Annotated in this window: 11 protein-coding genes; 10 read left to right on the plus strand and 1 reads right to left on the minus strand. The window is 36.8% G+C overall.

Going from position 1 to position 15,547, the window contains the following annotated elements; translation table 11 throughout:
- Nucleotides 1–65 precede the first annotated feature (65 nt).
- The 7 genes from PARC_RS02280 to cas6f all read left to right on the plus strand — a co-directional run bounded on the left by PARC_RS02280 (nucleotide 66) and on the right by cas6f (nucleotide 8,475).
- Nucleotides 66–320, plus strand: coding sequence for a helix-turn-helix domain-containing protein (locus tag PARC_RS02280; protein WP_010554104.1), 255 nt, complete (start codon nucleotides 66–68; stop codon nucleotides 318–320).
- Nucleotides 321–490: 170 nt separating this feature from the next.
- A complete protein-coding gene (locus PARC_RS02285) occupies nucleotides 491–2,446 on the plus strand; it encodes an AbiJ-related protein (protein WP_010554105.1) in 1,956 nt (651 codons plus the stop codon).
- On the plus strand, nucleotides 2,433–3,275 hold the full coding sequence (locus PARC_RS02290; protein WP_010554106.1) for a hypothetical protein: 843 nt from the start codon (nucleotides 2,433–2,435) through the stop codon (nucleotides 3,273–3,275). Before PARC_RS02285 ends, PARC_RS02290 begins: the two co-directional genes overlap by 14 nt.
- Before the next feature lie 197 nt (nucleotides 3,276–3,472).
- Nucleotides 3,473–4,702 (plus strand): TniQ family protein, encoded by a 1,230-nt coding sequence (locus PARC_RS02295; RefSeq protein WP_010554107.1) that lies wholly within the window; start codon nucleotides 3,473–3,475, stop codon nucleotides 4,700–4,702.
- Nucleotides 4,668–6,794, plus strand: coding sequence for a type I-F CRISPR-associated protein Csy2 (locus PARC_RS02300; protein ID WP_148664644.1), 2,127 nt, complete (start codon nucleotides 4,668–4,670; stop codon nucleotides 6,792–6,794). Before PARC_RS02295 ends, PARC_RS02300 begins: the two co-directional genes overlap by 35 nt.
- Nucleotides 6,795–6,808: 14 nt before the next feature.
- Nucleotides 6,809–7,861, plus strand: coding sequence for a type I-F CRISPR-associated protein Csy3 (gene csy3 / locus PARC_RS02305; RefSeq protein WP_010554109.1), 1,053 nt, complete (start codon nucleotides 6,809–6,811; stop codon nucleotides 7,859–7,861).
- A 2-nt stretch (nucleotides 7,862–7,863) separates the two neighbouring features.
- Nucleotides 7,864–8,475: a type I-F CRISPR-associated endoribonuclease Cas6/Csy4 gene (gene cas6f / locus PARC_RS02310; RefSeq protein WP_010554110.1), complete on the plus strand. Its 612-nt coding sequence runs from the start codon at nucleotides 7,864–7,866 to the stop codon at nucleotides 8,473–8,475.
- A 502-nt stretch (nucleotides 8,476–8,977) separates the two neighbouring features.
- On the opposite strand, the gene PARC_RS02320 is transcribed toward cas6f, so the two are convergent.
- Entirely contained in the window at nucleotides 8,978–9,427 is a 450-nt protein-coding gene (locus tag PARC_RS02320) for an antitoxin Xre/MbcA/ParS toxin-binding domain-containing protein (protein WP_010554112.1), read from the minus strand.
- A 282-nt stretch (nucleotides 9,428–9,709) separates the two neighbouring features.
- Between PARC_RS02320 and PARC_RS02325 the strand changes: the two genes are divergently transcribed.
- From PARC_RS02325 to PARC_RS02335, 3 genes are all read left to right on the plus strand, one after another.
- The gene (locus PARC_RS02325; RefSeq protein WP_010554113.1) at nucleotides 9,710–10,627 is read left to right on the plus strand and encodes a carbohydrate kinase family protein; all 918 of its coding nucleotides are present in this window, start codon (nucleotides 9,710–9,712) and stop codon (nucleotides 10,625–10,627) included.
- Between the two features lie 226 nt (nucleotides 10,628–10,853).
- On the plus strand, nucleotides 10,854–13,793 hold the full coding sequence (locus tag PARC_RS02330; protein ID WP_010554114.1) for a SusC/RagA family TonB-linked outer membrane protein: 2,940 nt from the start codon (nucleotides 10,854–10,856) through the stop codon (nucleotides 13,791–13,793).
- Nucleotides 13,794–13,826: 33 nt separating this feature from the next.
- Entirely contained in the window at nucleotides 13,827–15,536 is a 1,710-nt protein-coding gene (locus PARC_RS02335; protein ID WP_010554115.1) for a RagB/SusD family nutrient uptake outer membrane protein, read from the plus strand.
- The last annotated feature ends 11 nt before the right edge of the window (nucleotides 15,537–15,547 follow it).

Below are 15,547 nucleotides of genomic sequence, written 5' to 3' on the forward strand. Positions count from 1 at the left end.
AAGATGAAGCAACGGTGCAGGTTAAATCCTTTTTTACAGAGCGTCTTAAAGAGGCTCGAAAGCGAATGAAAATAAGCCAAAAAGAGTTAGGTATTAAAATGGGGATGGATCCAAGTTCAGCCAGTGGCAGAATGAACCATTACGAAACGGGTCGCCACATGCCCGACTTAGCTACTTTAAAAAAGCTAGCAACCGAGCTAAATGTTCCCGTAAATTATTTTTTTTGTGAATCAGAAGAAAGCGCAACCCTTGCCTGTTTAATCGAAAAGCTTGACGAAGAAGGCAAGCGTAAGCTTATTCAACTATTAGAATCAGAATAGTATATTCTAATTTAAGCTGATTTTAATACTCGCTAAATTTAAATGCCCGCCAATCAGCCGCGATGAAGTTTACAAAGAAATATTTGAGTAAGCGTAGAATTTTAAAGTAAGCCAAGGAATATAACTTGTTATGGTTATAACTATCTTAAGTTTAAGGGATAAGCTAGGTAATGAATTCATCAATTAGAAAAATAATACTAGGTTTAATTATTGCTAAAGAAGGGTCTTTTGATTTTGCTAATAACAGGGATGAAGGGTTTATTCCATTCTTAAATGAGATATGGGACCTGAAGTCTATGCCGTCTGAGGACAGCAGATTTAAAAATGCTGAGGGTGACATAATTCAGCATACAATCAATAATGATGATTGGGACTATCATGAATTATTTGAGCAACGCTTAAAGCTTCTTGATGACGAAACTCAGTTTATAAAATTCTTAGAAGTTTTTTTACTGCCAAAATATCAAACCTCTCCCGAGCAGACATATTATTTTATTGAGAAAATTAACGGTATTTTAGAAAGTGAAGATCTAACCCTTGCTACTATAAGTTATGAAAGTGATTACCCTGTGCTCGAGTTAATGAATAAAGATACTCTAGACAGACCAAGTGATGTCCCAGTAAATAAGATTCCTTTTTATGTGATTTCATATCCAAGTATGCCGATAAGTCGTTACGTTAATAATTTAGAAGTTGATAAAGAAAAACCAAGTAAATATTTTCTTCTAATAGCAGATAACTGGAATGACTATTCACATGAAACTTCGTTTGAATTGGTTTTTTTTAATAACAACGAAAAAGTAGATTTGGGGTTTGTTAAAATAGCCAGTAATAAAAATAACTATACAATACAGGCTCTACCGTCTGAGTTCCTTTCTTTAGATGAACAATTCGTGTCACTCGGACAGGATGAAGATTATTATAAGAACTTATATAAAATGTTTGGGAAAGCAATTTCGTCAGTGCTTTACTCATTAAAGGATGCGGCTTTTTTTACTGAAATTTCAGAGGAGTTTGAAAACTCAAATGTGTTTAAAAAATCTTTAATCAGAGATGACGAGGCTGAAAGGATGCATAGAATCGCAAAGCCAATGGTTTATGAAGCAGATTTAAATAACTTATATTCCTTTACATATAAATTTCGTCCTAAATATGCCGATTCATCTATTGATGTTCCTTTTCACTTTTCGACAGACAATCTGTTACCTAAAAGAATGATTGCCTTGATAGGTAAAAATGGTGCAGGGAAAACACAATTACTCACCACTTTGCCTTTAGAAATAGCAAAGGAAAAAAGCAAATTTTTAAGCCCCCAAAAGCCGGTCTATAGCAAGATTATTGCTGTTTCTTATAGCACGTTCGATAATTTTGAATTACCCAAAAACACATCAAATTTTAGTTACATTTATTGTGGTTTAAGAGATGAGAAAGGAGATGTCAGGAGTAAGCAAGGGCAGCTGCAAAAATTTCAAAACACGTGGAAGAAGATAGCCAAACTTGGCCGATTAGAAAAGTGGAAAAAAGTTATTTCTAACTTCTTAGATGCTGAATTAATAGATCTATTTATTAAAATAGACCCCGAAGATGGTGAAAAACTTTACTTTGATAAGCACGGTTTTAGTAAGGCTAGAGAATCACTAAGCTCAGGCCAATCGATTGTTCTTTATGTAGTATCTGAAATTGTCGCAAATATTAGACTTGATAGCTTATTGTTATTTGATGAGCCTGAAACCCATCTTCACCCAAATGCTATTAGTCAACTTATGAACGGTATAGCAGAGCTTATTAATGAATTTGAATCTTATTGTGTTATTGCCACACACTCACCAATTATTATCCAAGAGATGTTTTCTCGAGACGTTTTAATTTTCTCGAGGGAAGAAAATGTTCCTTCGATCAATAAAATTGGTGTTGAATCATTTGGGGAAAACCTATCAGTAATTACGGAAGAAGTTTTTGGTAATAGATCAATCCCTAAGTTTTATGAGACAACGATGAAAAAGCTAGTAAAGCGCTATAAAACATACGATAAGGTACTGGAAATATTAAAAGAAGATAATTTACCGCTAAGTTTAAACGTACGATTGTACCTTCAGGTTTTGGTTGAAAATAATGCTAAAAATTAGAGCTTATGGAGAAGATACCTTTTCTTTTTACCAGGATATTGTTAAGTCTAAAAATAAGACAAAAATGAAACCTGATATTAAGAAAGAATTAGCAGCCATCTCTGATACTCAAACACAATACTTTGAAAATTACGATAATGCATTTGATATGGACTCTTTAGCTTTAATGCAGAGCATGCCATACAGTGAGAATGATAAAGTTAATTTAAAGTCTTTATATAATTATAGAAATAAAAGAATTCAAGCCTTAAAAAATACACTTACTACACACCCTCATCATAGAGAGCATATTTTTAGTACTTGTCAAAACTGCACTATAAATGATGTTGACTCAATGGATCATGTACTAGGTCAGACGGAATTCCCAGAGTATTCTGTTCACCCTAAAAACTTATTTCCATGTTGTAGTGATTGTAATAGAAAAAAATCAGATAAATTTGTTGATGATAATGGCTCACAGTTATTTTTAAATTTGTTTATAGATGACTTACCCAAATCACATTATCTTAAAGTAAGATTTGAAGCCAATTGGATGCCAAGGTTCTATTTAGAGCAGCCTGACGATGTGACTGATGATGTGTTTAATCTAATTAACAACCATTATGAGCATCTAGATCTATTGGAAAGGTTTAGAGGTAAAGGCGGTGAAATTATTAATAACTTAAAAGCTATTATTAAGGGGTATAAAGGACTAGAAGTTAATATAGGGGATAAAATTAATGAGCAATGTAAGGAGCTAGAAACCTATTTAGGATACAACCATCGACAGGTAGTTATATACCGTGAACTAGGATCATCTGATGACTTTATTCGGGAATGCTTTAGCTAAACCCATAATAGTGGCGAAACAAGTTTAATTTCACATTTGGTGCTCTAACTAGGGTTAAGGGTTGGTCTTGTTATATGTGCTCACAATAAACTCTTACTTTTTATCTCTTACTATGACTATCAGTATAATCTGGACTTGTAATTTTTATTAGATAACATTATCTTGTTACTTAGGATTACTAAGTTTCAAGGTGTTGGATGGCTTTTCTATTTTCTCCCAAGGCTCGGGCATTTTCTGACGAATCGCTGGAAAGTTACTTGTTACGGGTCGTTTCAGAGAATTTTTTTGACTCGTATGAAGGGTTAAGTTTAGCTATTCGCGAAGAGCTACATGAGCTTGATTTTGAGGCGCATGGTGCATTCCCGATAGATTTAAAAAGACTCAACGTATACCACGCCAAGCATAATAGCCACTTTAGGATGCGGGCTTTAGGTTTACTCGAGACATTATTAGATTTACCTCGATACGAGCTACAAAAACTGGCTTTGTTAAAGTCAGATATTAAATTTAACTCCTCAGCTGCCTTATATAAAAATGGCGTAGATATTCCCCAGAAATTTATTCGTTATCACACCGAGGCAGCCGTTGATTCGATTCCGGTATGCCCACAATGTCTTGCAGAAGAAGCTTATATAAAACAAAGCTGGCACATAAAGTGGGTAGATGCATGTACTAAACATCAGTGTACTTTGGCTCATAACTGTCCTGAATGCTGCGCTCCAATTAACTACATAGAAAATGAGTCAATCACTCATTGTTCATGCGGTTTTGAGCTAACTTGGGCTAGTACCTCGCCTGTAAATGCATTAAGCATTGAGCATTTAAATAAATTGCTGGATAAAAGTGAGCGCAATGATAGCCACTCGCTATTTAACAACACTACTCTTACAGAACGCTTTGCTGCGCTTCTTTGGTATCAGGGGCGGTATTCTCAAACAGATAACTTTTGTTTAGATGACGCTGTGGATTATTTTAGTATGTGGCCAGCAGTTTTTTATAAAGAGCTTGATGAACTAAGTAAAAATGCAGAAATGAAGCTAATAGATCTGTTTAATAAAACAGAGTTTAAGTTTATTTTCGGTGATGCTATTTTGGCTTGCCCCAGTACTCAAATGCAGAGAGAACTTCACTTTATTTATAGGGCTCTATTAGATTATTTAGTTACTTTGGTTGAGGGTAATCCTAAAGCTAAAAAACCAAACACAGCCGACTTATTGGTAAGCGTATTAGAGGCTGCAACTTTGTTAGGCACTTCAGTAGAACAGGTTTATAGGTTGTACCAAGATGGTATTTTGCAAACGGCATTTCGTCACAAAATGAACCAGCGAATCAATCCCTATAAGGGCGTGTTTTTTTTAAGGCATGCTATAGAGTACAAAACTAGTTTTGGAAATGATAAAGCTAGAATGTATTTGTCGGCATGGTGAGTATATGCATTTAAAAGAACTGTTAGAGATTACAGACATCGCTGAGCGAGATAGGTTGATACGTCGTGCTTTTAACCCTTACACAACAACGATTGATATAACAGGCTGCGAAGGCAATACTTTAATTATTTTGTTAAACCTGACTTACCGAAAAAACCAAGTTGATGACTTGCTGGATAAGCAGTTAGCAAAACAGGCTTTAAAAAGTGAAGAGCATATTAATAAATGTATTAAGGAAATAGCGTGGTTTCATACTCATAATTTAAAGTACCCTGATATTAGAGTCAGTAAGCAAAATTTAGCTGTAGCGCCTCCACTACTAGATTCTTATGTTTTGAGTAGTGCTAACTATCCTAAAGCCTATGGCTGGTCACATGACTCAGCTAAAGTTAATTTTGCTAAATTATTTGTTAGTTACTTTAAATGGCAAAATCAAGACAGTTGTTTGGCACAAGTATTAGCTACGAACTCAGATAACTGGAAAGCCGCATTTACCTCTCTTGGGTTATCCGTTAAGGCATTTAAAAGCTTATGTGTAACCGTTAAAAAATCATTGCCTGAAGAGGCCATTCCCGACTCTGTTGACCGCTACTCTCGCCAAATTAGAATGCCTTATCATGATGGTTACTTAGCTGTTACGCCTGTGATTAGCCATGTTGTTCAATCAAAAATTCAACAGGCGGCAATTGATAAACGAGCTCGATTTAGCAATGTAGAGTTTACGCGTCCTGCTGCTGTTAGTTTGTTAGCTGCTTCCTTAGGTGGGGTTGTTAATGTACTTAATTACCCTCCTAAGATACTAAATAAATATCATGGTTTAAGTAGTTCTCGACAATTTAAATTAAACAATGGCCAAACAGTATTTAACGTTGGAGCACTATTAAAACCAGAATTCATTAAAGCTTTAGAGGGTATTATATTTAGCAATAACGCCTTGGCTCTTAAACAACGCAGACAACAAAAAGTTAAAAATATTAGAGATGTAAGAAGTACGCTTTTAGAGTGGTTTTCACCTATATATGAGTGGCGCTTAGACATTATTGAGACTGAAGTTGGCTTAGAGCAGCTTGAGGGGACTTCAGACCAACTAGAGTATAAAATACTATCGCTGTCCGACGATGAGCTCCCTTTGCTAACGATTCCTTTATTTAGGTTACTAAATGAAATGCTTAGCGATGTGAGCATGACACAAAGGTATGCTTTCCATCCCCAATTAATGAGCCCTTTAAAAGCAGCTTTACAATGGCTACTTATTAATCTTACAGATCAAAAAAATGAACTGATTGAAGAAGATGATGAACATTATCGCTATCTACATTTAAGCGGTATACGCGTGTTTGATGCGCAAGCATTATCAAACCCTTACTGCTCAGGTATTCCATCTTTAACCGCTGTTTGGGGGATGCTTCATAGCTACCAAAGAAAGCTTAATGAAGCGCTTGGGATAAATGTACGGTTCACATCTTTTTCTTGGTTTATTAGGGATTATTCTGCTGTAGCAGGAAAAAAGCTTCCTGAACTTAGCCTTCAAGGCGCTCAGCAAAATAAGCTTAAGCGACCAGGAATTATTGACGGCAAATACTGTGATTTGATATTTGATTTAATAATACACATTGATGGTTATGAAGATGATTTACAAACAGTAGATAGTGAGCCAGATATTTTGAAAGCGTATTTCCCATCTACCTTTGCAGGTGGTGTTATGCATCAGCCTCAGCTTTCTTCAAACGTAAATTGGTGCTATTTGTATAGTAATGAAAATCAGCTGTTTGAAAAGCTTAAGCGACTCCCTTTATCTGGTTGTTGGGTAATGCCAAATGACCACAAAATAGAGGATTTAGATGAGCTACTCTTATTACTAAATAATGACTCTAAACTAAGCCCATCTATGATGGGGTATATGTTACTTACTGAACCGATGGCTAGAGTTGGAGCACTTGAAAGACTGCATTGTTATGCTGAACCAGCAATAGGAGTGGTGAAATACGAAACGGCCATTAGTGTTAGGTTAAAAGGTATTGGTAACTATTTTAATAGCGCTTTTTGGGTGCTAGATGCACAAGAAAAGTTTATGCTAATGAAAAAAGTTTAACCGGAAAATACTTAATGGAACTATGTAATATATTAAAATATGACCGCTCGCTTTACCCTAGTAAAGCTGTGTTTTTTTATAAAACGGCGGACTCTGATTTTGTTCCTCTAGAAGCTGATATTAATAAAGTTAGAGGCCCTAAATCTGGTTTTACTGAAGCATTCACCCCGCAGTTTTTACCAAAAAACATCTCACCTCAGGACCTAACACATAATAATATATTAACTCTAGAAGAGTGTTATGTTCCTCCAAACGTGGAACATATATTTTGCAGGTTTTCTTTGAGAGTACAGGCTAACTCGTTAGCTCCTTCAGGCTGTAGTGACCCAGAGGTTTTCTCTTTATTAAAAGAGTTGGCCACAATATTTAAAGAGTGTGGTGGTTATAAAGAGTTAGCTACTCGTTATTGCAGAAATATTTTATTAGGCACATGGCTTTGGCGTAATCAAAACACCGGCAACACTCAAATTGAAATTAAAACCAGCAAAGGGAATCGTTATTTAATCGATAACACCCGTAAGTTGGCTTGGGAAAGTAAGTGGGCTTCTGATGATCAAAGAGTACTAGAGGAACTAAGTAATGAAATTGAGAGCGCATTAACTGATCCCAATGTGTTTTGGAGTGCCGATATAACCGCGAAAATAGAAGCCTCATTTTGCCAAGAGGTTTACCCAAGCCAAATCCTTAACGACAAGGTTAAGCAAGGAGAGGCCTCAAAACAGTTTGTAAAATCTAAGTGTGCAGATGGCCGTTACGCTGTAAGTTTTAATTCAGTAAAAATAGGTGCAGCGCTTCAGTCAATTGATGATTGGTGGGATGAGGATGCAAGTAAAAGATTACGTGTGCATGAGTTTGGTGCAGATAAAGAAATAGGCATTGCCCGACGTCCTCCCGATTCTGAGCAGAACTTTTATTCTATTTTTAAAAATACTGAGTGGTATTTATCAGCCCTTAAAAATTGTATTACTAATAAAAATGAAAATATAGACCCAGCTATTTATTATTTATTTTCTGTATTGATTAAGGGCGGAATGTTCCAGAAAAAAGCAGAGGCTAAAAAGGCGTAGTTATGCAAAGGTATTACTTCACAGTCCACTTTTTACCAAAACAAGCCAATCTAGCGCTGCTTACTGGCCGTTGTATTTCTATCATGCATGGGTTTATTTTAAAGCATAACATTGAAGGAATGGGAGTTACGTTTCCAGCTTGGTCAGACTCATCAATTGGCAATGTAATTGCTTTTGTTCATAAGGATATGGAGGTTTTAAACAGCCTTAAAGAGCAAGCATACTTTGTTGACATGCAAGATTGTGGCTTTTTTAAAATAAGCCAAATTTCAACCGTTCCTGACAGTTGCCAAGAAGTACGTTTTATACGTAATCAGTCGGTAGCAAAAATATTCACAGGTGAAAGTAGGAGAAGATTAAAGCGCCTGCAAAAAAGAGCATTAGCAAGAGGTGAAGATTTTAATCCTAAAAAGCTCGAAGCTCCCCGAGAGATTGATATATTTCATAGGGTAGCTATGACTAGTAAGAGTTCACAAGAAGATTATATTCTTCATATTCAAAAGCAAGATGCCGATTGCCAAGCAGAGCCAGTCTTGAGTAATTATGGTTTTTCCTCAAATGAAAAGTTTAAGGGCACGGTTCCTGATTTATCACCTTTAATAGAAAGTAATTAACCTTTATTAATGTCTTCATTATAAGCCGTTGATAACAGAACCCTCTGAGCAAGCATATAAAAATATGGGTAAAATTGAATTTGCTTTTTAATTATATGAATTATATAAATAAGCTTAGCTACTTTTATAGTGACCTGCCGAGTAGGCAGCTGAGAATGGATTTGGATTACATGCGCCATCGAAATAAAGGTGATCTGCCGTATAGGCAGCTGATAATGACGGTTCTATTATAATAGTTGACCGCTCAATGTGACCTGCCGTATAGGCAGCTGAAGATAAAAACAATCGATTCGATGTTTAAGTTAATGTAACTCTGCCGAAAAGGCAGTGAGTAGTAATAGAATGCCAGCCCTTTATTTGAGGACTAGTATTCTATTTTTGATTTAAAAGTAGATGTATAATATTTAAGGTTACTCACTCTGTTTTCAGAGTTTTCCAATTAATGATATTGCTTTGTAAGTTTGAAGATTCTAATATCAAGCGACATCTGAGATATTTTAATTCAAGCATTATAACCATGGTTGAGGTTGTCTACAGTTTTTTTGATCAACTCCCGTCCGGCAATAGTGTTAACAAACGTCAAAGGCATTTCTGAACTAAATTGCAAAGAGCGTGTATTAAGCCATGTGGTCCACCGTTCAACACTCTCAAAGTAATCAATACAAACTGATGCCAAATGAGCTAATTCAACGATATTTTCACTTAAGGTTACATTTAAACGTTTATGTTCTTTTATATAGCGTTCGAAAGCTTTTGTATTTGTACCAATCGCCTTAGTAAACGATTGTAGATCCCAGCGTAACTCAAGTCTAAATTTCTCAACACAGTTTATATCTAAGCCACGCTGAATCAATTCAATTTCATCCAAAGAGTTTGAGTTTAAATTAATTGTTCCATCGCTGAGCATCTCAACAAATTTATGATTAATACTATTTTGAATGTTGTTAGACATACAGACCTTAAGCTATTGACAGAGCGTTTTTGATATTAGCACCTCTAATTCCTAGTCGATAGTGGGTTAGAACATAAACCAGATATTAATAGTATAGCTACCTCACTTATAGTTAAGAGTCGAATAAACAACGTTGTCTTTGCGCTTCGAATGGAATAATATCCAAGACACATTTACTTAACAAATATATATGAACATCTAGTATTTTAATGTGATGAAAGATAGGTCGACCATTGTTTAATTCGTCTATCTGATAATCGGAACGTATAAGGAAACTATTGAATGAGTATAATCATAAGTCAAAACATGGCTAATAAAGTTAGTCTAGTCTGTTTTGGGGAGGTTTTGTGGGACTGCTTTGGGGAAACCAAGCGTTTGGGCGGTGCACCTTTAAATATGTGCTTTAGGGTAAAATCACTTGGAATTGATGCACAAATGATAAGCGCAGTTGGGGAGGATAGGTTAGGTAATGTTCTTCTTGATGAATTAAAAGAAAAACAATTGAGTACAGAGTACATTGCGGTGAGCCCACATAAAAATACGAGTACAGTCCTAGTGGCACTTGATAGTCACGGTTCTGCTAAATATGAAATTATATCGGATACCGCTTGGGATAATATTGTTTTAACGGATGAAATTATCAATAAAGTTGAATCAACAGAAATTTTTGTCTTTGGTAGTTTAATTGGCCGTACCGACACTTCATTAATGACTTTGAAGCAACTACTAGAACACGCGAAGTTTAAAGTGTTTGATGTAAATTTACGAGCTCCTCACTATCAACTTGAGAGCTTAATAGAGCTAATGAATAGCGCTGATTTTATCAAGCTAAATGATGAAGAACTATATGAAATAGCAAAAGGAATGGGGTGTAAACACCATTCACTAGAACAAAACTTAGCATTTATAGCAAAGCAAACCAACACAGAGTTTTTGTGCGTGACGAAAGGAAACCATGGTGCTTTATTATCGATTAGAGGTAAAAATTACTATAACTCAGGGTATCTAATCGATGTTGTGGATACTGTTGGCGCTGGTGATTCGTTTTTGGGGGCTTTAATTTATCAACTTTGCATTCAAAACGATCCGCAACAGGCGATTGATTTTGCTTGTGCTGCCGGAGCTATGGTTGCTCAGCAGTTAGGGGCAACACCAGATATAACGCATCAGCAAATCTTAGAATTTATCGAACCATGTTAGCGTAAAGCGTTAATTTTAAATTTTGATTATTTTAATAAATTTATTTGTTATTTATATTGAATAGATGTTTTTTAAATGTTAAAAAGACAACGTTGTTTTGTTTGTCTGGTTTACTAAAGCAACTTAAGAACGATAAAAAAAGTATTTTTTTACACACAAAAGACAACGTTGTTTAATTGAATGCTGAAATCAATATTAAAAAGTAAAATTAAAATGAGGACACACAATGCTCATATTTCACAAAACTAAACTAGCAGTAAGTGTTAGCACTATACTGCTAGGTTGTTCATTGCCATTAAGTCTTTTTGCCGCCGAGCAGCAAAAAAATGAAATTACTCCTAATGATGGTATTGAAGTTATTGAAGTTTCATATGGTTATGGAAGTGTTAAAAAACAAGATTTAACCGGCGCAGTGAGTACAGTTGAGCTTGAAGATGTCGTTGATCAGCCTTCAGGTAATATCATGCAAAATTTGCAGGGGCGTGTGCCTGGCTTGCAAATTACAACGAATGGTTCACCTAACTCTGCAGCAACGGTGCGTATTCGTGGTCAAGGTTTAGGGCCACTTGGAAATAACGATCCATTATATGTTATTGATGGCGTACCAACTAAATCTGGAATGCATGAACTTAATAGCCATGATATTGCTGATATACAGGTGCTAAGAGATGCGGCAGCTGCAAGTATTTTTGGTGCTCGCTCTGGTAATGGGGTCATTATTATCACCACCAAAAAAGGGAATGAAGGGCTCGACTTTAATTTCTCTTTTAATCAGTCATATGATGATTTTAACTATGAATTAAATCCATTAAATACACAGCAAAGGGCACAAGCAGTTTGGCAAGCTGCAGTAAACGACGGCTCAGATCCAAATGCAGCAAGTTCTCTTTATACTTATGATTGGAATAATGATTTTAATAACCCTCAATTAAACAACGTTGTTTTTCCTGAGTTTACGGATGCTGCACAGGTGCAACGCCCAGCAGATACAAACTGGTTTGATGAAGTTACACGCTCTGCAAAAGTAACCGATCTTAACTTTTCAGTTGCAGGTGGTTCAGACAAAGCTTCGATATATAGTTCACTTGGATATTTCGGCTCAGAAGGTGTTGTTGATGGCTCAGAGTTTGAACGAATAAGCTTTCGCGTTAATTCTGATTATCAGCTAACGAATAAGCTTAAGATTGGTGAAAACTTTATAGTGACAAACCAAGAATCAAACTTGGTTAATGATCTGGCCGGTAATATTCTAACTTTGGCAATAGAACAACAATCTATCGTTCCTGTGTACAACGATGAAGGTGGCTGGGGAGGACCTGTTCCTGGTGTAACTGACCGTGATAATCCATTTAGATTAATTGAAATGAATCGAGACAATGTCAGTAGATTCAATAAATTAATGGGGAATATTTTTGTTGAGTATGAGGCAATAGAGGACTTAACGTTAAAAAGCTCTATCGGTTTAGATTACGGGCAATACTACTTCAGAAACTATACCCGTGCTTTTCAAGCTGGCTCGCTAAACTATGGTGATCAGCTGTCAGTGACAGAAAATTGGAATAGCAGTTTTAGTTGGACTAATACCGCAGAATATAAGCTTGATTTAGACACAAATCATTTTACGTTTTTGGTTGGTACAGAACAAATAGATTATGAGTATGAAGGATCTGTTGGTTTTGGTTCAGGTTTTGCGTCTGATGATCGTGATTATGCTCATTTATCACAAGCAACGGGCGATGTTCGTGTGGAAGGGGATGGCGATAAATGGTCTCTTAATTCTTATTTTGCGCGTATTGACTATAACTTCGATGACCGATATTTAGCAGGTTTAACAATTCGTCGCGATGGTTCATCTCGTTTTGGTAGTAATAATAGCTACGGTAATTTCCCCGCTATTTCTGCAGGTTGGGTGATCAGCAACGAATCATTCTATGATATTGAATTTTTATCTACCTTAAAGCTTCGTGCTAGTTGGGGCAAAACGGGTAATCAAGAAATCCCTACCGATGCAACATATACAACGTATTTAAGCCGCTATGCAACTCGATCTTTATTCACTGATCAGCAAGATGAAGGGACCGCTTATGATATAGGCGGTGCTAATGGCGGCACGCTTCCTTCTGGGTTTGTAAAAGCACAAACAGGGAATGATGGCCTAAAGTGGGAAACATCAACGCAAACAAACATTGGTCTTGATTTTGGCATGCGTTACGAAACCATTTACGGCAGTATCGATTGGTTTGAGAAAACCACAGAGGATATTTTAACGTTAACCAATCCACTTGCAACATTAGGGGAAGGCGCTCAGCAATGGGTCAATGGCGGCACGATTGAAAACTCTGGTTTTGAGTTTCTCATTGGATACGCCGATTACCTTACCTTTGATAGCTTAGATGGTGATATCGATGTCGATATTAGCTTTAACATTTCTTCAGCTAAAAATAAGGTTGTTTCATTACCAGAGGACGTTGTTAACTCATTTGGTGGTAATGGTGATGATAAAACGATTGTTGGTCATTCAGTCAATTCTATTTATGGTTATGTCGCCGATGGGTTATTCCAAAATCAAGGTGAAATAGATGCTCACGCAGCGCAATCTGGGGCTGGTTTAGGTCGAGTTCGCTGGAAAGATTTAGACGGCAATGGCGTGATTGATGAAAACGATCAAAGCTTTTTCACCGATACTGATCCTGACTTTATGTATGGATTGAACATGAATTTCAAATACAAAAATTGGGATTTCAATATGTTCTGGCAGGGTGTTCAGGGTGGCGAGATACGTAACAGCTGGCGTGGGTTTACTGACTTCACATCATTAAATATAGGCTCTAACTACGGTGATCGCGTTCTTGATGCATGGTCAGTTAACAATACTGACAGTAATGTACCGGCATTAACTTTAATCGATAATAATGGTGAAGGCCGTCAATCAAGTTTGTTTTGGGAAGATGGCAGCTACATAAAGCTTCGTAACTTATCTATCGGTTATACACCTGATGAACAGTGGTTAAGTCAATACGGTATAAGTTCTGCACGAATTTATTTGCAGGGAAGTAACTTATTGACCATTACTCCATCAGGGACGCTAAGCCAGGATCCAGAAACTCCAAACGGCAACTTCCCAATACCAAAACGTATCACGTTAGGCGTGAACCTTTCTTTTTGATTTATTAAAACGACAACGATACGAGCACATATTATGAATAAAATTAAAACACTATTTACAGCAGCTACACTTGCGCTTTCTTTAGCATCGTGTGGTGATTCTGATCTTGATGTTGCACCTTCTGGGGTATTAACCGAAGAGCAAGTTTCTAACAGTGAAAATGTAGATGCGTTGATTATTGCTGCCTACTCATATTTAGGAAACGATCATTATACTGCGCCTAACTTTTTATGGCCGACAGGAAACTTACGTGCCGGAGATGCTCACAAAGGTGGTAATGGACCCGGTGATATCTTTGCTTATCATGCTTTGTCTTTATATCAGCCAATAGTGCCTGATATGGAGTCTTTCCCGCCAGATTTAATTGATTTGAACAATAAAAAATGGGTACGTAATTACACGGGAATTTCAAGAGCAAATTCAGCATTAGCAGTAATCGCAAATGCGCCAGAAGCAATTGAAAACAGTGCTGCAAAACAATCCGAACTGCGGTTTATCCGCAGTATTTTTTACTTTGATTTAAAAATACATCATAAGCATATTCCGTGGATTGATGAAACAATGACGCAAGATCAAATTCTTAGCGCTACTAATCGTGAGCTGAACGATCAGGAGCTATGGGATAAAATTGCTGCAGATTTTGAGTTTGCTGCAAACAATTTACCACAAACCCAAGAAGATGTAGGGCGCGCTTCAGCGTTATCGGCTAAGGCATATCTAGCTAAAACATTGCTCTACCAAGCGTATGAGCAGAATGAGCTACACCAAGTTATTAATATTAATAAAGATAAACTTGTAAAAGTAGTGGCCCTGGTTGATGAAATTGAAGAGGCCGGCGTCTATGGCTTATTTGATGATTACGCGAATAACTTTTTGTTTGAAAGTGAAAATGGTAAAGAATCAGTTTTTGCTATTCAGCGCTCTCTAAATGACGGCTCTCCAGATGGACGTGGTAGCTGGCCTAGTGCATTAAATGCGCCAATGGCTGGTGGTTTTGGCTGTTGTGGTTTTCATGTGCCAACAGAAAATTTTGTTAATGCGTTTAAAACAGACCAACAAGGTTTGCCATTATTCGACTCTTTTAACGACTTTAACTACGACATGACGACTGACTCAGTTGACCCTCGCTTAGATCACACAGTGGCAATGGAAGGTAAACCATTTAAGTATGATGACAACTTGATCCATGGCGGTGATAGTTGGGCACGCGCACCAGGTATATATGGCAACTTTACGGCAATGAAAGATCTTGAACACCCTGACTGTAGTTGTCGTGGTGAGAATGGCCCTTTTCCAATCTTTTCATTAAATACACCGCTTATCCGTTACGCTGATGTATTGCTTTGGAAAGCAGAAGCATTAATTGAGTTAGACAGATATGACGAAGCATTGCCAATCATTAACCGTATTCGTGAACGCGCTAAACACAGCACCGATAGATTGCATAACGCGAGTATTTATAACATTGGCTTATATGCAAGTTTTGGTTCTAAAGAGCTAGCAAGAGCAGCACTGCGCTTTGAGCGACGTTTAGAATTAGGGCTTGAAGGACATCGCTTTTTCGACTTAGTGCGTTGGGGAATAGCAAAAGAAACTATTGATAGTTACTTAGCAATTGAAGCTGTACGCAAACCTTATTTGGTCGATGCTATTTTCACTAAAGGTAAGCATGAGTATTTACCTATTCCAAACCAGCAAATTATTTTAAGTGGTGGGTCGTACACACAAAACCCAGGTTATTAATAGTGGTGGGT

The sequence above is a fragment of the Pseudoalteromonas arctica A 37-1-2 genome (genome assembly GCF_000238395.3).
GTDB lineage: Bacteria > Pseudomonadota > Gammaproteobacteria > Enterobacterales > Alteromonadaceae > Pseudoalteromonas > Pseudoalteromonas arctica.